Below are 14,752 nucleotides of genomic sequence, written 5' to 3'. Positions count from 1 at the left end.
TTTCGAGTTCCGGTGAAAAAACGGCCGCGCAGTGTATGCCAGTCGAGCGCGGAATCGAAGGCCGGTTATCCACTCAATCGTGCATGGATGACTTGAAAGGTGCGCCATTGCACCCAAACTTGCTGTCACTGGTTCGTGTTGTGTATCGGCGATGACAAGAAATCGCCGGCACGGCCGATAAACTTCTGACGCCCCGCCCAGTCACAGCCTTGAGATCGCGAAGGCGCATGCTGTGTCCTGCCGAGCGGCGCGATATCGATAATGCAGGGTGATCCCTAGATGGACTTCAAAGACTACTACAAGATCCTGGGTGTCGAGCCGACGGCGGATGACAAGGCGATCAAGGCCGCGTACCGCAAGCTGGCGCGCAAGTACCACCCGGATGTCAGCAAGGAAAAGGACGCCGAGGCCAAGTTCAAGGACGCCTCGGAAGCCTACGAAGCGCTGAAAAGCGCCGACAAGCGCGCCGAGTACGATGAACTGCGCAAATACGGCCAGCACGGCCAGCCGTTCCAGGGCCCGCCTGGCTGGCAGGGGCGTGGTGGCAACGGTGGGTTTGGCGGCGGCGGTGACTTCTCGGACTTCTTCAGTTCGATCTTCGGCTCGCGCGGCGCCGGATTTGGTGGCGGACAATCAGGTCGCAGCGCCGGCCGGCGAGGACAAGACGTGGAAATGGAATTACCGATCTTCCTGGAAGAGAGCCTGTCGAACGAGTCGAAGAAGGTCACCTTCCAGGTGCCTCAGTACAACGCGGCCGGCCAGCATGTGAGCAACACCAGCAAGAGCCTGAACGTGAAGATTCCGGCCGGGGTGACCGACGGCGAACGCATCCGCCTCAAGGGCCAGGGCGCACCGGGTGTCGGCGGCGGGGCCAATGGCGATCTGTACCTGACCATCCGTTTCGCACCTCACCCCAAATTCGATGTCGAAGGTGAGAACCTGATCATCACGTTGCCGCTGGCACCGTGGGAGCTGGCGCTGGGGACCGAAGTGGCGGTACCGACCCTGACGGGTAAAATCAATCTGAAGGTGCCCGCCGGCAGCCAGAACGGCCAGCGCATGCGGGCCAAGGGCCATGGCCTGCTGAACAAGGCCGGGCAACGCGGTTATCTGTTCGTGCAACTCAAGGCGGTCATGCCCAGGCACAGCGACGACGCGGTGAAGGCGTTGTGGCAGGAACTGGCGAAGAAGGCCGCATTCGACCCGAGAGAACAATGGAGTAGTTGATCATGAGTCCTGCCCTGAGCGTTCAACTGGATATGCAAGCCTTCTGCGAGGCGTCCGACCTGCCGGTCGCCTGTGTGATCGAAATCGTCGAACACGGCATCCTCGAACCTCAGGGCCGCTCACCGGACGCCTGGCGTTTTCTCGACCATGAACTGCCGATTGCCCGGCGTGCGGCGAAGCTGCGCCAGGATCTGGAACTGGAGTGGCAGGGCGTCGCCCTGGCCCTGGAGCTGTTGGGCGAAGTCCGGCAATTGCGCGCGGAGAACCAGATGCTGCGCCAGCGGTTGCAGCGTTTCGTCCCCGACTGAGTCTTGTGGGGACGGTGGCCGGCCCGCCCGCTTGTTCGCGGCTGAGTCCGGCCCCACAAGTGCTCGCGCCGTGCATGAACCCTGCGAACGACGCTGACACGGTTATCCACGAACAGGCCCCGCTGAACGCGGAGCCTTGCCCGGCGGCCTCGTATCAGAAGAGGAAGTAGCGCTGCGCCATCGGCAGCACCTCCGCCGGCTCGCACCACAGCAGTACGCCATCGGCCTTGACCTGGTAGGTCTGCGGGTCGACCTCGATCTGCGGCAGATAGTCGTTGTGGATCAGGTCGGTCTTCTGCACGTCGCGACAGCCCTTGACCACGGCGATCCGCTTCTTCAACCCGAGCTTCTCGGGCAACCCCGCTTCCAGCGCCGCCTGGCTGATGAAGGTCAGGCTGGTGGCATGCCGCGAGCCGCCGAAGCTGGCGAACATCGGCCGGTAGTGCACCGGCTGAGGCGTCGGGATCGAGGCGTTGGCATCGCCCATCAGGCTGGCGGCAATCGCGCCGCCCTTGAGGATCAGCGTCGGCTTGATGCCGAAGAAGGCCGGGCGCCAGAGCACCAGGTCGGCCCACTTGCCCACTTCGATGGAACCGACCTCATGGCTGATGCCATGGGTGATCGCCGGGTTGATGGTGTACTTGGCGATGTAGCGCTTGACCCGGAAGTTGCTGTTGCCTTCACCGTCGCCCGGCAGCGGCCCGCGCTGTTTCCTCATCTTGTCGGCGGTCTGCCAGGTGCGGGTGATCACTTCGCCGACCCGGCCCATGGCCTGGCTGTCCGAACTGATCATCGAGAACGCGCCGAGGTCGTGCAGGATGTCCTCGGCGGCGATGGTCTCGCGACGGATGCGGCTCTCGGCGAAGGCCACGTCCTCGGCGATGCTGGGGTCGAGGTGGTGGCAGACCATCAGCATGTCCAGGTGCTCGTCGATGGTGTTGCGGGTGAACGGCCGGGTCGGGTTGGTCGAACTCGGCAGGACGTTGGCGAAGCCGCAGGCCTTGATGATGTCCGGCGCATGGCCACCACCGGCACCCTCGGTGTGATAGGTGTGGATGGTGCGGCCCTTGAACGCGCCCAGGGTGGTTTCGACGAAACCGGACTCGTTGAGGGTGTCGGTATGGATCGCCACCTGCACGTCGTACTGGTCGGCCACGCCCAGGCAATTGTCGATCGACGCCGGGGTGGTGCCCCAGTCCTCGTGGAGCTTGAGGCCGATGGCACCGGCCCTGACCTGTTCGACCAGCGGTTCCGGCAGGCTGGCGTTGCCCTTGCCGGTCAGGCCGATGTTCATCGGGAAGGCGTCGGCGGCCTGGAGCATGCGTGCCAGGTGCCAGGGCCCGGAGGTGCAGGTGGTGGCGTTGCTGCCGGTGGCCGGCCCGGTGCCGCCGCCGATCATGGTGGTGACGCCGCTCATCAGCGCCTCTTCGATCTGCTGCGGGCAGATGAAGTGGATGTGGGTGTCGATACCGCCGGCGGTGAGGATCATGCCCTCGCCGGCGATCACTTCGGTACTGGCACCGACGGCGATGGTCACGTCGGGCTGGATATCCGGGTTGCCGGCCTTGCCGATGGCGGCGATGCGTCCGTCCTTGAGGCCGACGTCGGCCTTGACGATGCCCCAGTGGTCGATGATCAGGGCGTTGGTGATCAGGGTGTCGACCACCTCGGCGGCGAGCAGTTGGCCCTGGCCCATGCCGTCGCGGATCACCTTGCCGCCGCCGAACTTCACTTCCTCACCGTAGGTGGTGAAGTCCTTCTCCACTTCGATCCACAGCTCGGTGTCCGCCAGGCGGACCTTGTCGCCGACGGTGGGGCCGAACATGTCGGCGTAGGCTTGTCGGGAAATCTTCATGTCGGTTCCTTGTCCAGATTGCCCATGACCCGGCCGGCAAAGCCGAACACGCGGCGCAGCCCGGCCAGTTCCACCAGTTCGACCTCGCGGCTTTGCCCCGGCTCGAAGCGCACCGCGGTGCCGGCCGGGATGTTCAGGCGCATGCCGCGGCTGGCGGCGCGGTCGAAGCTCAGGGCGTCGTTGGTTTCGAAGAAGTGGTAGTGGGAGCCGACCTGGATCGGTCGGTCGCCGCTGTTGGCCACGCTCAGACTGACGGTCCGGCGACCGGCATTGAGCTCGATGTCGCCAGGCTGGATCTGATATTCACCAGGAATCATTCGGGTCGTCCCAGAGTCTTGAAGTAAATGGCGGTCGGGTGATGCCGGCCGTCCGGTGTGGTGCAGTAATCCGGCAGTTCGCCCACCCGGGTGTAGCCGAGGGCGCGGTAGAAGGCTTCGGCATCGGAGCCGGCCTGGGTGTCGAGGTACAACAGGCCGCGCCGCTGTTCGCGGGCCGCCTGCTCCACGGCCTGCATCAACTGCTGGCCGAGACCATGGCGACGGGCCTCGCCCCGCACCAGCAGTTTCTGCACTTCGGCACGGTTCTGCCCGTTGGGCTTCTGGCACAACTGCAGTTGCACGCTGGCCAGCACCTGTTCGTTACGCACCACCACCCAGAGCAGCAGGCCGCCGTTGTCCAGGGCCGCCTGCACACCGTCGAAATAGGCACGCGCCTGGCGTGCATCGAGATCGGCCATGAAGCCTACGGAGGCACCGTGCTCCACGGCATCGAGCAACAATTCGATCAGCCCCTGGCGGTAATGCGCAAAGCTTTCGTGGGTCACGCGACGCAGCTGGGCAGCGTTCATCGGCTTACTCCTTGGCGATGGCGGGCGGCAGGGCGCCCGGGTTCAGGCACAGTTGCATGAAGGTCAGGTCCAGCCAGCGGCCGAACTTCACCCCCACCTGGGGCATCTGCCCGGTGGTGACGAAACCCAGGCGTTCATGCAGGCGAATGGAGGCGCTGTTACCACTCTCGATGGCGGCGACCATGATGTGCTTGCCGCCATGGCGGGCGCGTTCGATCAGCGCCGTCATCAGCCTGGGTCCCAGGCCGTTGCCGCGCTGGTCGTTGCGCACGTACACCGAGTGTTCGACGGTGTGGCGGAAGCCCTCGAAGGGCCGCCAGTCACCGAAGGAAGCGTAGCCGAGCACGCTGTCGGTACTGTCGACGATCACCAGGATCGGGTAGGCCTGGGCCTGGCGGGCGCTGAACCAGGCCTGGCGGTTGCCGAGGTCCACCGGTTGCTCGTTCCAGATCGCCGTGGTGTTGAGCACCGCGTCGTTGTAGATGTCGCGAATGGCCGGCAGGTCGGCATGCAGGGCATCGCGGATGACGTAGGACATGGGCGGCCTCAGACGATCGGCTGGTGGACGGTGACCAGCTTGGTACCGTCGGGGAAAGTCGCTTCGACCTGGATCTCCGGGATCATCTCCGGGATGCCTTCCATCACCTGTTCGCGGCTGAGCAGCGTGGTGCCGTAGTGCATCAGTTCGGCCACGGTCTGGCCGTCGCGGGCGCCTTCGAGCAGCGCGGCCGAGATGTAGGCCATGGCTTCCGGATAATTGAGTTTCACCCCGCGGGCAAGGCGTCGTTCGGCGACCAGGCCGGCGGTGAAAATCAGCAGTTTGTCTTTTTCGCGGGGAGTCAGGTCCATGGTTTACAGATCCGTTGGCAGGCAGTTGAAAAACGCAAGTCGTAGGGGCAGTTCATGTATTCCAGATCCTCGGCGGCACGGCCTCGCGGCCCAGCAGCGTCGGCCGTAGCAGCCGCCACAGCTCGATCAGCCAGGCCCGCGCATGCAGCGCCTGCCCGGCCAGGCAGCGGGCCACCAGCAGGCCGGGCAGTTGGCTGAGGTCGCCGCGCACCGGTGTCGGCAGGTGGCGGCAGCGTTCGAGCAGTTCGCTGTCGATGTCACCGGTGACCAGCAGGGTGGCGAAGACCGGTTGGCCGTCGAGCCCGATCGGCGAGTCCAGCAGGCCGTCGCTGCCGAGAATGCGCTGGCGTTCGTGCCAGAGCGGCCGCCCGTCGCGGCGGATGTCCAGGTGGGACTGGAAGTGGCCGAGGTCGAAGCGTTCGCCGCTGGCCGGGCGGCCGAGGGCAACCATGTCCCAGTAGAACAGCCGGGCATCGCCTTCCAGCTCGATCCGGGTGTCGAGCTCGGCCTGGGCCGCGCTGAACACGATGGTTTCCTGGGGCAGCCATTCCAGGGTGGCGCCAGCGCCGACCCGGAGCCTGATGCTCTGGTGGGCGGGCCCGCTGGCGCGATACCACTTGGCCGCGCCGGGGCTGGTCAACTGTGCCCAGGCGTCGCGTTCGACGTGGGCGCTGATGTCCAGCCGGTCGCCGCCGGCGATCCCGCCGGGCGGATGAACGATGATGTGCTGGCAGACTTCGGGGCCTTCGGCATACAGGTGTTTCTGTACCCGCAGCGGGCCCAGGTGACGGCGGCGGACCGGCCGTGTGGTGTCGCCGAAGCGGGCGTAACCCAGCTCCAGCTCGGCGTGCCAGCTGGGTGTGAACAGGGCGTTGGTGGCAGATGAGGTCATGATGATCGATTATTGTCCGGACGCTACAGGTTAGATCGTAACCAACCCGCGTACACCCTCGGCTTCCATATTTTCTCCGCGGCCCTGCTGGATGATCTCGCCCCGGGACATCACCAGGTACTGGTCGGCCAGCTCGGCGGCGAAGTCGTAGAACTGCTCCACCAGCAGGATCGCCATGTCGCCGCGGGCCGCCAGTTTGCGGATCACCGCACCGATTTCCTTGATGACCGAAGGCTGGATGCCCTCGGTCGGTTCATCGAGGATTAGCAGCCGCGGACGACTGGCCAGCGCCCGGCCGATCGCCAGCTGTTGCTGCTGACCGCCGGAGAGGTCGCCACCGCGCCGATGCTTCATCTGCTGCAGGACCGGGAACAGCTCGTAAATGAACGCGGGGACTTCCCGGGCCTGCGAGGCGGGAAAGCGCGACAGGCCCATCAGCAGGTTTTCCTCGACGGTCAGCCGGCCGAAGATCTCCCGGCCCTGGGGCACATAGGCGATCCCGGCGTGCACCCGCTGGTGCGGCTTGAACCCGGTAATGGCGCTGCCCTCCCAGTTGACGCTGCCTTCGCGGGTGGGCAGCAGGCCCATCAGGCATTTGAGCAGGGTGGTCTTGCCCACGCCGTTGCGCCCGAGCAGGCAGGTGATCTCACCGACTTTCACATCGAACGACAGGCCGCGCAGGATGTGGCTACCGCCGTAGTATTGGTGCAGCTTGTCGACTTGCAGCATGCTCAGTTTCCCCACTCTGTCTTGTCTTGCATCGCCCCTTGTAGGAGCGTGGCTTGCCCGCGAAGCTTTTAGCGATCGTCAGGACGCCTTCGCGGGCAAGCCCGGCTCCTACAGGGGCGCGTCGTTTCAGCGGCCGAGGTAGACCTCGATGACGCGCTCGTTTTCCTGTACCTGCGCCAGCGAGCCTTCGGCCAGCACGCTGCCCTGGTGCAACACGGTCACGTGGTCGGCGATCGCGCCGACGAAGCCCATGTCGTGTTCCACCACCATCAGCGAATGCTTGCCGGCCAGGCTCTTGAACAGCTCGGCGGTGAACTCGGTCTCGGCGTCGGTCATGCCGGCCACCGGTTCGTCGAGCAGCAGCAATTGCGGGTCCTGCATCAGCAGCATGCCGATCTCCAGGAACTGCTTCTGGCCGTGGGACAACAGACCTGCGGGGCGATTGACCGAGGCCGTCAGGCGGATGGTCTCCAGTACCTCGGCGATGCGGTCCTTCTGCTCGCCCGTCAGGCGTGCGCGCAGGCTGGCCCACACCGACTTGTCGGTCTTCTGCGCCAGCTCGAGGTTTTCGAACACGCTCAGGGCTTCGAACACCGTGGGTTTCTGGAACTTGCGGCCGATCCCGGCCTGGGCGATCTGCACTTCGCTCATCTGCGTCAGGTCCAGGGTTTCGCCGAACCAGGCCTTGCCCAGGCCGGGCCGGGTCTTGCCGGTGATCACGTCCATCAGGGTGGTCTTGCCGGCCCCGTTGGGGCCGATGATGCAGCGCAGCTCGCCGACGCCGATGTACAGGTTGAGGTCGTTCAGCGCCTTGAAACCATCGAAGCTGACACTGATGCCCTCCAGGGTCAGGATGGTTCCATGGCGGGTATCGAGCCCCTTGCCGGCGGCCTGGCCGAGGCCGATGGCATCGCGGCCGGCGCCGGCATCGCGGTTGGCGTCGAATACGGGCTCGAGCATGAACTCGGCGGTCGGTGTGATTCTCATGCTTCGCCCCTTTTCTTCAGCAGGCCGATCACGCCCTTGGGCAGGTACAGGGTGACGACGATGAACAGTGCGCCGAGGAAGAACAGCCAGTATTCCGGGAAGGCCACGGTGAACCAGCTCTTCATGCCATTGACCAGGCCGGCGCCGAGCAGCGGGCCGACCAGCGTGCCGCGGCCGCCGAGGGCGACCCAGACGGCAGCCTCGATGGAGTTGGTCGGCGACATTTCGCTGGGGTTGATGATCCCCACCTGGGGCACGTACAGCGCCCCGGCCAGGCCGCACAGCACCGCGCTCAGGACCCAGACGAACAGCTTGAAGCCGCGTGGGTCGTAGCCGCAGAACATCAGCCGGTTCTCCGCGTCGCGCAGGGCGGTCAGCACCCGGCCGAACTTGCTGCGCGCCAGCCGCCAGCCGCTGTACAGGCTGGCCAGCAACAGCAGCACGGTGGCCAGGAACAGCGCGGCACGGGTGCCCGGCTCGGTGATGCCGAAGCCGAGGATGCTGCGGAAGTTGGTGAAGCCGTTGTTGCCGCCGAAACCGGTCTCGTTGCGAAAGAACAGCAGCATCGCGGCGAAGGTCAGGGCCTGGGTCATGATCGAGAAATACACGCCCTTGATCCGCGAGCGGAAGGCGAAGAAACCGAACACCAGCGCCAACAGTCCCGGCGCCAGCACCACCAGGCACAGGGCCCAGAGGAAATGTTCGGTGCCGACCCAGTACCACGGCAGTTCGCTCCACGACAGGAAGGTCATGAACGCCGGCAACTGGTCGCCGGAGGCTTCGCGCATCAGGTACATGCCCATGGCGTAGCCGCCCAGGGCGAAGAACAGGCCGTGGCCCAGGGACAGCAGCCCGGCATAGCCCCAGACCAGGTCGAGGGCGAGGGCGACGATGGCGTAGCAGAGGATCTTGCCCACCAGGGTCAGGGTATAGGCCGAGACCTGCAGCGGGTTCTGCGCCGGCAGCAGCGAGAGCAGCGGCAGGGCCAGCAGCAGGGCCAGGAGCAGGCCGCCGACGGCGATCGTCAGGCGTGGGCCGGCCTTTTGGGTGGCGCTCAACAGCAGGGGCTGGTTCATCAGTCGATCACCCGTCCTTTCAGTGCGAAGAGCCCTTGCGGACGTTTCTGGATAAACAGAATGATCAGCGCGAGGATCAGGATCTTGCCCAGTACCGCGCCGATCTGCGGTTCGAGGATCTTGTTGGCGATCCCCAGGCCGAACGCGGCGGTGACGCTGCCGGCCAACTGGCCGACGCCGCCGAGCACCACCACTAGGAACGAGTCGATGATGTAGCTCTGGCCGAGGTCGGGACCGACGTTGCCGATCTGGCTCAGGGCCACGCCGCCGAGTCCGGCGATCCCCGAGCCGAGGCCGAAGGCGAGCATGTCGACGCGGCCGGTGGGTACGCCGCAGCAGGCGGCCATGTTGCGGTTCTGGGTCACGGCGCGCACGTTCAGGCCGAGGCGGGTGCGGTTCAGCAGCAGCCAGGTCAGCGCCACCACGAACAGGGCGAAGGCGATGATCACCAGGCGGCTGTAGGGCAGCACGAGGTTGGGCAGGACCTGGATACCACCGGACAGCCAGCTCGGGTTGGCGACCTCGACGTTCTGCGCGCCGAACAGCAGGCGCACCAGTTGGATCAGCATCAGGCTGATGCCCCAGGTGGCGAGCAGGGTCTCCAGTGGCCGGCCGTAGAGGTGGCGGATCACCGTGCGCTCCAGGGCCATGCCGATGGCGGCGGTGACGAAGAACGCCACCGGCAGGGCCACCAGCGGATAGTAGTCGAGGGCCTGGGGCATGAGGCGCTGGAACAGCAGTTGCACGCCGTAGGTGGCGTAGGCACCGAGCATCAGCATCTCGCCGTGGGCCATGTTGATCACCCCGAGCAGGCCGAAGGTGATGGCCAGGCCGAGGGCCGCCAGCAGCAGGATCGAGCCCAGGGACATGCCGCTGAAGGCCTGGCCGAGCAGTTCGCCGACCATCAGCTTGCGCTTGACCTGGGCCAGGCTGGTCTCGGCGGCGGTGTGCACGCCGGCATCCGACTCCACGCCGGGTTGCAGCAGGTCTTCGAGGCGGGTGCGGGCCAGGGGATCGCCGCTCTCGCCGAGCAGGCGCACCGCGGCCAGGCGGATGCCGGGGTTGGGGTCGACCAGTTGCAGGTTGGCCAGGGCCAGGCTCAGGGCGGCATGCACGTCGGGGTTGGTTTCCCCGGCCAGTTGCCTGTCGAGGAAGGGAAGCTGTGCCGGTTTGGCGCTTTTCTGCAGTTGCAGGGCGGCGGCGAGGCGCACCTTGGCATCGGCGGCGAGCAGTTGCTGGGCGGCGACCGCGGTGTCGATCAGGCCGCGCAGGCGGTTGTTCAGGCGTACCGGTTGGGCCGGCGCGCCGTCGACGCTGATCTCGCCCTGTTGCAGGCTGGCGATCAACTCGATACGGGCCGGGTCCGGCTGGGCGGCCCAGCTTTCCAGCAGCCTGGCCTGTTGGGTCGGGTTGGCCGCGATGAAGTCGCTGGCATCGCTGGCTTGAGCGGTCATGGGCAGCGCCAGGAGTGCGGTGAGGATCAGGCGACGAAGGGCAGTGGGCATAACGAGGTCCTTGAAAACGCACGTACACCGTGGGAGCCGGCTTGCCGGCGAAGCGTAAGGGCGACGCGGTGTGTCAGGTGCATCGCGTCATCGTTCTTCGCGGCGGTTCGGCGCCGCGACAAGCCCGCTCCCACAGGGTGTGGATCGGGCCTGGACAGCTGTTCCAGGCCCGATGACTCAGTTGCTCTTCACCGCATAGTCCGGCTTCTTGTCGTTGCCCGGAATGAACGGGCTCCAGGGCTGGGCACGGATCGGCCCTTCGGTCTGCCAGACCACGTTGAACTGACCGTCCGGCTGGATCTCGCCGATCATCACCGGCTTGTGCAGGTGGTGGTTGGTCTTGTCCATGGTCAGGGTGTAGCCCGACGGTGCGGCGAAGGTCTGCCCGGCGAGGGCTTCGCGGACCTTGTCGACATCGGTGGATTTGGCTTTTTCCACCGCCTGGGCCCACATGTGGATGCCGACGTAGGTGGCTTCCATCGGGTCGTTGGTCACCGCCTTGTCGGCGCCCGGCAGGTTTTTCTTCTTGGCATAGGCCTTCCAGTCGGCGACGAACTTCTGGTTCACCGGGTTGTTCACCGACTCGAAGTAGTTCCAGGCGGCGAGGTTGCCCACCAGTGGCTTGGTGTCGATGCCACGCAGTTCTTCCTCGCCGACGGAGAAGGCCACCACCGGTACGTCGGTGGCCTTCAGGCCCTGGTTCGCCAGTTCCTTGTAGAACGGTACGTTGGAGTCGCCGTTGACGGTGGAGATGACCGCGGTCTTGCCGCCGGCGGAGAATTTCTTGATGTTGGCGACAATGGTCTGGTAGTCGGCATGGCCGAACGGGGTGTAGACCTCTTCGATATCCTTGTCCGCCACGCCCTTGGAATGCAGGAACGCGCGCAGGATCTTGTTGGTGGTGCGCGGGTAGACGTAGTCGGTACCGAGCAGGAAGAAGCGCTTGGCGCTGCCGCCATCCTCGCTCATCAGGTATTCCACCGCCGGGATCGCCTGCTGGTTTGGCGCGGCGCCGGTGTAGAAGACGTTTGGCGACATTTCTTCGCCTTCGTATTGCACCGGGTAGAACAGCAGACCATTGAGTTCCTCGAATACGGGCAGCACCGATTTGCGCGATACCGAGGTCCAGCAGCCGAACACCACCGCGACCTTGTCCTGGGTCAGCAACTGGCGGCTCTTCTCGGCGAACAGCGGCCAGTTGGAGGCCGGGTCGACCACCACCGGCTCGAGCATCTTGCCGTTGACCCCGCCTTTGGCGTTGATCTCGTCGATGGTCATCAGCGCCATGTCCTTGAGCGAAGTCTCGGAGATCGCCATGGTGCCGGAAAGCGAATGCAGGATGCCGACCTTGATGGTCTCGGCGGCCTCGACGGTCCAGGTCAGGCCCATGGCGGCAATCGATGCCGTCAGGGTAAAAGCCTTGATCAAACTACGACGCTTCATGTTGCGATCTCCAGGGTCTCAATTTTTTTTGGGGTTGGCAGATGCAGATGCTGAAGAGGGTTTTGCAAGGGGTGTGCCGAGTTCGCGGAGGGCCGCAACAGCGCGCTTTGCCCGGTAGCTGGTCTGAACAGTCGCACCAAGCGGGGGCGGCGTGAGCTGCGCGGTGCGCCGGGAGCGCCAGATTGGTGCTCTGCGGGAGCGGGCTTGCCTGCGAAGCTGTCAGCCGTATCGCGGGCCCCGGCGGTTCGGTGCCCCGGCAAGCCCGCTCCCCACAGGATGGAGTAGCGCCCTTACCGGCGCCGCATCAGGCCGATGAAAAACAGGCCGCCGATGGCCGCGGTGGCTACGCCGATCGGCAGGTCCTCCGGGGCGATGAGGGTGCGTGCGGCGACATCGACCCAGATGAGGAACAGGCTGCCGAGCAGCGCCGACACCGGCAGCAGCCTGCGGTGTTCCGCGCCCACCAGGTAGCGGGCGATGTGCGGCACCATGAGCCCGACGAAGCCGATCGAACCGCTGATGGAAACCAGCACGCCGGTCATCAGCGAAGCGATCAGGAACACCTTGAGGCGCACATGGCGTGCGCTCAGGCCGAGGGTCACGGCGGTCTGTTCGCCGGCCATCAGCGCGTTCAGCGACCGCGCCATGCCGAGCAGCAGGAGCAGCCCGCAGAGCACGCTCAGCATCGGCACCAGCAGCAACTCCCAGCGCGCCAGGCCGAGGCCGCCGAGCATCCAGAACATCACCGCGGAACTGGCCCGGTGGTCGCCGAGAAACAGCAGCAGATTGGCCAGCGCCATCATCACGAAGGACACCGCCACCCCGCACAGCAGCAGGCGCTCGCTGTCCAGCCGGCCATTGCGACTGGCGATGCCCAGCACCAGCAGCATGCTGCCCAGGGCGCCGATGAAGGCGGCGATGGGCAGGCTCAGCAGGCCGGCAATTTCACCGACATGCAGCACCACGATCACCGCACCGAGGGTGGCCCCGGATGTCACGCCGAGCAGGTGCGGGTCGGCCAGCGGGTTGCGGGTCACCGCCTGCAGCACCGCGCCGATCAGCGCCAGGCCGGCACCGACCAGGGCCCCCAGCAGCATGCGCGGGACGCGGATCAGCCAGACGATATGGTCCTGGCCGGGGCTCCAGTCCGGTGTGCCGCTGCCCAACAGCTTGTACGCCAGGATGCGCCACACCAGGTCCACCGGCAGCCGCGCCGGACCGGAGCCCAGCGACACCACGCAGGACACCAGCAGCAGTGCGCTGAGCACGACCAGCAGCAGGGTATAGCGACGGCTCATCATCGTGGATGGAACGCCTTGGCCAGGGTTTCGATGGCGTGGACGTTATCGATGCCCGGTGTCGCCTCGACATAGGGGATGACCACGAAGCGTTTATTGCGGATCGCCTCCACCGACTGCAGGGCCGGGTTGCTCTCCAGGAAGTGCTGCTTCTGCTCGGCGGTGATTTCGCTGTAGTCGACGATGACGATCACCTGTGGGTTCTTCTCCACCACGCTTTCCCAGTTCACCCGGGTCCAGCTCGCCTCGACGTCATCCAGCACATTGCGCCCGCCGGCCGCCTCGATCAGTGCCTGGGGCATGGCCAGGCGACCGGAGGTCATGGCACGGTCTTCGCCGCTGTCGTAGAGGAAGACCCGCGGCCGGTCGGCCGGCAGGTCTTTCTGCACGTCGGCGACGCGGGCCTGCATCTGCGCGATCAGCGCTTCGGCGCGGTCCTGCACGTCGAAGATCCGTCCGAGGTTGCGCAGGTCGTTGTAGGTGTCGTCGAGGCTGGCGGCCGGACGCTTCATCACGAAGGCGCAGGACTCGGTCAGCTCGTAGACGTTGATGCCCAGCGGCGCCAGGGTTTGTGGCGTAAGGTCGCCACCGACGCGCATGCCGTAGTCCCAGCCGGCGAAGAAAAAGTCGACGTTGGCGTTGAGCAGGGTCTCCACCGACGGGTACTTGGCCGCCAGCTCGGGCAGGCCGTCGAGGCTCCTGGCCATTTCCGGGGTGACCGACTTCCAGCCGCTGATGCCGCTGTAGCCGACCATGCGCGACTTCAGGCCAAGGGCGAGCATCATCCGGGTCATGTTGATGTCGTGGCTGAGCGCATGGCGGGGGGCTTGCTGGAACGTCACCTCGCGGTTGCAACTGTGGATCGTCAACGGGTAGTGCGTCGATTCGGCCAGGCAGGCCGTCGAGGCGAACAGGGAGCCGAGGCAGAGCGCCAGGCGCAGTCTCTTCATGGTTGGGTTATCCAGGTGATGCGTGGGTAGCCACCCAGCGGGTGGTTGTCGACCAGGGCTTCGACGCCGAACACCTCGCGTAGCAGGTCGGCGTTCAGCACCGCCTGCGGGGTACCGCTGGCGACGATGCGGCCGTGGTCGAGCACGTACAGCCGATCGCAGAAGGCGGCGGCCAGGTTGAGGTCGTGGATGCTGGCGAGGGTGCCGATGTTCAGGCGTCTGACCAGGGTCAGCAATTCCAGCTGGTAGCGTGGGTCGAGGTGATTGGTCGGTTCGTCGAGAATCAGCAGTTGCGGTTGCTGTGCCAGGGCGCGGGCGAGGATCACCCGCTGCTTTTCGCCACCGGAGAGGGTGGCGAAGGCGTGGTCCTCGAAGCCGAGCATGTTCACCGACTGCAGTGCCTGGTGAATCAGCTGGCGGTCGTGCCCGGTTTCGCCGTCGAACAGTTTCTTGTGCGGTGTGCGGCCCATGGCGACCACTTCCTCGACGGTCAGGCCGAAGGCATCGGGAAATTCCTGCAGGACCACGGCAATGCGCCGGGCGCACCAGCGTGGCGACTGCTGCCAGACGTTCCGGTGTTCGAGCAGGACCTCGCCGTTTTCCGGCTGGCTGAAGCGATAGGCGCACTTGAGCAGGCTGGTCTTGCCGCTGCCGTTGGGCCCGATCAGGCCGACGAACTCGCCCGCCGCCACCTGCAGGTGGGCGTCACGCAGTTGGAACCGGTGATGGCAGTGGCCCTGGTCCGGGGGTGTCCAGGCCAGGTTGGCGAGGGTCAGCGAGGTCATT

The 14,752-nt window shown here is 65.7% G+C and carries 16 protein-coding genes; 2 read left to right on the top strand and 14 right to left on the bottom strand.

Annotated features, from left to right (window positions below; translation table 11 throughout):
• The first annotated feature begins 279 nt into the window (after positions 1–279).
• Together ACM62G_RS08880 and ACM62G_RS08875 are read left to right on the top strand one after the other, a co-directional pair.
• Positions 280–1,227 carry a DnaJ C-terminal domain-containing protein gene (locus ACM62G_RS08880; RefSeq protein ID WP_054058378.1) on the top strand — a complete coding sequence of 316 codons (948 nt, stop codon included), beginning with the start codon at positions 280–282 and terminating at the stop codon, positions 1,225–1,227.
• Between the two features lie 2 nt (positions 1,228–1,229).
• Positions 1,230–1,535, top strand: coding sequence for a chaperone modulator CbpM (locus ACM62G_RS08875; RefSeq protein ID WP_054058377.1), 306 nt, complete (start codon positions 1,230–1,232; stop codon positions 1,533–1,535).
• Positions 1,536–1,689: 154 nt separating this feature from the next.
• On the opposite strand, the gene ureC is transcribed toward ACM62G_RS08875, so the two are convergent.
• The 14 genes from ureC to ACM62G_RS08805 all read right to left on the bottom strand — a co-directional run bounded on the left by ureC (position 1,690) and on the right by ACM62G_RS08805 (position 14,751).
• Positions 1,690–3,390 carry an urease subunit alpha gene (ureC, locus tag ACM62G_RS08870; RefSeq protein WP_273822156.1) on the bottom strand — a complete coding sequence of 567 codons (1,701 nt, stop codon included), beginning with the start codon at positions 3,388–3,390 and terminating at the stop codon, positions 1,690–1,692.
• The gene (locus ACM62G_RS08865) at positions 3,387–3,707 is read right to left on the bottom strand and encodes an urease subunit beta (protein WP_054058375.1); all 321 of its coding nucleotides are present in this window, start codon (positions 3,705–3,707) and stop codon (positions 3,387–3,389) included. Before ACM62G_RS08865 ends, ureC begins: the two co-directional genes overlap by 4 nt.
• Positions 3,704–4,237, bottom strand: a complete 534-nt coding sequence (locus tag ACM62G_RS08860) for a GNAT family N-acetyltransferase (RefSeq protein WP_054058374.1) — start codon at positions 4,235–4,237, stop codon at positions 3,704–3,706. Before ACM62G_RS08860 ends, ACM62G_RS08865 begins: the two co-directional genes overlap by 4 nt.
• Positions 4,238–4,241: 4 nt before the next feature.
• Positions 4,242–4,775: a GNAT family N-acetyltransferase gene (locus ACM62G_RS08855; protein ID WP_054062161.1), complete on the bottom strand. Its 534-nt coding sequence runs from the start codon at positions 4,773–4,775 to the stop codon at positions 4,242–4,244.
• A gap of 8 nt (positions 4,776–4,783) precedes the next feature.
• On the bottom strand, positions 4,784–5,086 hold the full coding sequence (gene ureA / locus ACM62G_RS08850) for an urease subunit gamma (RefSeq protein ID WP_003221215.1): 303 nt from the start codon (positions 5,084–5,086) through the stop codon (positions 4,784–4,786).
• Between the two features lie 52 nt (positions 5,087–5,138).
• Complete coding sequence (locus ACM62G_RS08845) at positions 5,139–5,978, bottom strand: urease accessory protein UreD (protein ID WP_054062163.1); 840 nt, start codon at positions 5,976–5,978, stop codon at positions 5,139–5,141.
• 30 nt (positions 5,979–6,008) lie between these two features.
• Positions 6,009–6,707, bottom strand: a complete 699-nt coding sequence (urtE, locus tag ACM62G_RS08840) for an urea ABC transporter ATP-binding subunit UrtE (RefSeq protein ID WP_054061350.1) — start codon at positions 6,705–6,707, stop codon at positions 6,009–6,011.
• Positions 6,708–6,833: 126 nt separating this feature from the next.
• Positions 6,834–7,694: an urea ABC transporter ATP-binding protein UrtD gene (gene urtD / locus ACM62G_RS08835; RefSeq protein ID WP_273822171.1), complete on the bottom strand. Its 861-nt coding sequence runs from the start codon at positions 7,692–7,694 to the stop codon at positions 6,834–6,836.
• The gene (gene urtC / locus ACM62G_RS08830; protein ID WP_054062165.1) at positions 7,691–8,770 is read right to left on the bottom strand and encodes an urea ABC transporter permease subunit UrtC; all 1,080 of its coding nucleotides are present in this window, start codon (positions 8,768–8,770) and stop codon (positions 7,691–7,693) included. Before urtC ends, urtD begins: the two co-directional genes overlap by 4 nt.
• Complete coding sequence (gene urtB / locus ACM62G_RS08825) at positions 8,770–10,275, bottom strand: urea ABC transporter permease subunit UrtB (protein WP_419737018.1); 1,506 nt, start codon at positions 10,273–10,275, stop codon at positions 8,770–8,772. The genes urtC and urtB overlap by 1 nt, the downstream gene beginning before the upstream one ends.
• A gap of 177 nt (positions 10,276–10,452) precedes the next feature.
• Complete coding sequence (gene urtA / locus ACM62G_RS08820; protein ID WP_054061503.1) at positions 10,453–11,718, bottom strand: urea ABC transporter substrate-binding protein; 1,266 nt, start codon at positions 11,716–11,718, stop codon at positions 10,453–10,455.
• 290 nt (positions 11,719–12,008) lie between these two features.
• Entirely contained in the window at positions 12,009–13,019 is a 1,011-nt protein-coding gene (locus tag ACM62G_RS08815; protein WP_419737017.1) for a FecCD family ABC transporter permease, read from the bottom strand.
• Complete coding sequence (locus tag ACM62G_RS08810; protein WP_054062168.1) at positions 13,016–13,966, bottom strand: ABC transporter substrate-binding protein; 951 nt, start codon at positions 13,964–13,966, stop codon at positions 13,016–13,018. The genes ACM62G_RS08815 and ACM62G_RS08810 overlap by 4 nt, the downstream gene beginning before the upstream one ends.
• Complete coding sequence (locus ACM62G_RS08805) at positions 13,963–14,751, bottom strand: ABC transporter ATP-binding protein (RefSeq protein ID WP_273822179.1); 789 nt, start codon at positions 14,749–14,751, stop codon at positions 13,963–13,965. Before ACM62G_RS08805 ends, ACM62G_RS08810 begins: the two co-directional genes overlap by 4 nt.
• Position 14,752: the final 1 nt, after the last annotated feature.

Origin of the sequence: Pseudomonas sp. COR18, assembly GCF_048568395.1 — a bacterium.
In the GTDB taxonomy this organism is placed as follows: domain Bacteria; phylum Pseudomonadota; class Gammaproteobacteria; order Pseudomonadales; family Pseudomonadaceae; genus Aquipseudomonas; species Aquipseudomonas fuscovaginae_B.
Note: the sequence above shows the minus strand (reverse complement) of the source record. Positions and strands in the feature narration are given on the sequence as shown.

Excerpts from the sequence above, each read along its gene's own strand:
- urtD (WP_273822171.1), bottom strand. The coding sequence starts at position 7,694 with ATGAGAATCACACCGACCGCCGAGTTCATGCTCGAGCCCGTATTCGAC.
- ACM62G_RS08855 (WP_054062161.1), bottom strand. The coding sequence starts at position 4,775 with ATGTCCTACGTCATCCGCGATGCCCTGCATGCCGACCTGCCGGCCATT.
- ureA (WP_003221215.1), bottom strand. The coding sequence starts at position 5,086 with ATGGACCTGACTCCCCGCGAAAAAGACAAACTGCTGATTTTCACCGCC.
- urtB (WP_419737018.1), bottom strand. The coding sequence starts at position 10,275 with ATGCCCACTGCCCTTCGTCGCCTGATCCTCACCGCACTCCTGGCGCTG.
- urtA (WP_054061503.1), bottom strand. The coding sequence starts at position 11,718 with ATGAAGCGTCGTAGTTTGATCAAGGCTTTTACCCTGACGGCATCGATT.
- ACM62G_RS08880 (WP_054058378.1), top strand. The coding sequence starts at position 280 with ATGGACTTCAAAGACTACTACAAGATCCTGGGTGTCGAGCCGACGGCG.
- ACM62G_RS08875 (WP_054058377.1), top strand. The coding sequence starts at position 1,230 with ATGAGTCCTGCCCTGAGCGTTCAACTGGATATGCAAGCCTTCTGCGAG.
- ureC (WP_273822156.1), bottom strand. The coding sequence starts at position 3,390 with ATGAAGATTTCCCGACAAGCCTACGCCGACATGTTCGGCCCCACCGTC.
- ACM62G_RS08815 (WP_419737017.1), bottom strand. The coding sequence starts at position 13,019 with ATGATGAGCCGTCGCTATACCCTGCTGCTGGTCGTGCTCAGCGCACTG.
- ACM62G_RS08805 (WP_273822179.1), bottom strand. The coding sequence starts at position 14,751 with ATGACCTCGCTGACCCTCGCCAACCTGGCCTGGACACCCCCGGACCAG.
- urtC (WP_054062165.1), bottom strand. The coding sequence starts at position 8,770 with ATGAACCAGCCCCTGCTGTTGAGCGCCACCCAAAAGGCCGGCCCACGC.
- ACM62G_RS08860 (WP_054058374.1), bottom strand. The coding sequence starts at position 4,237 with ATGAACGCTGCCCAGCTGCGTCGCGTGACCCACGAAAGCTTTGCGCAT.
- urtE (WP_054061350.1), bottom strand. The coding sequence starts at position 6,707 with ATGCTGCAAGTCGACAAGCTGCACCAATACTACGGCGGTAGCCACATC.
- ACM62G_RS08865 (WP_054058375.1), bottom strand. The coding sequence starts at position 3,707 with ATGATTCCTGGTGAATATCAGATCCAGCCTGGCGACATCGAGCTCAAT.
- ACM62G_RS08845 (WP_054062163.1), bottom strand. The coding sequence starts at position 5,978 with ATGACCTCATCTGCCACCAACGCCCTGTTCACACCCAGCTGGCACGCC.
- ACM62G_RS08810 (WP_054062168.1), bottom strand. The coding sequence starts at position 13,966 with ATGAAGAGACTGCGCCTGGCGCTCTGCCTCGGCTCCCTGTTCGCCTCG.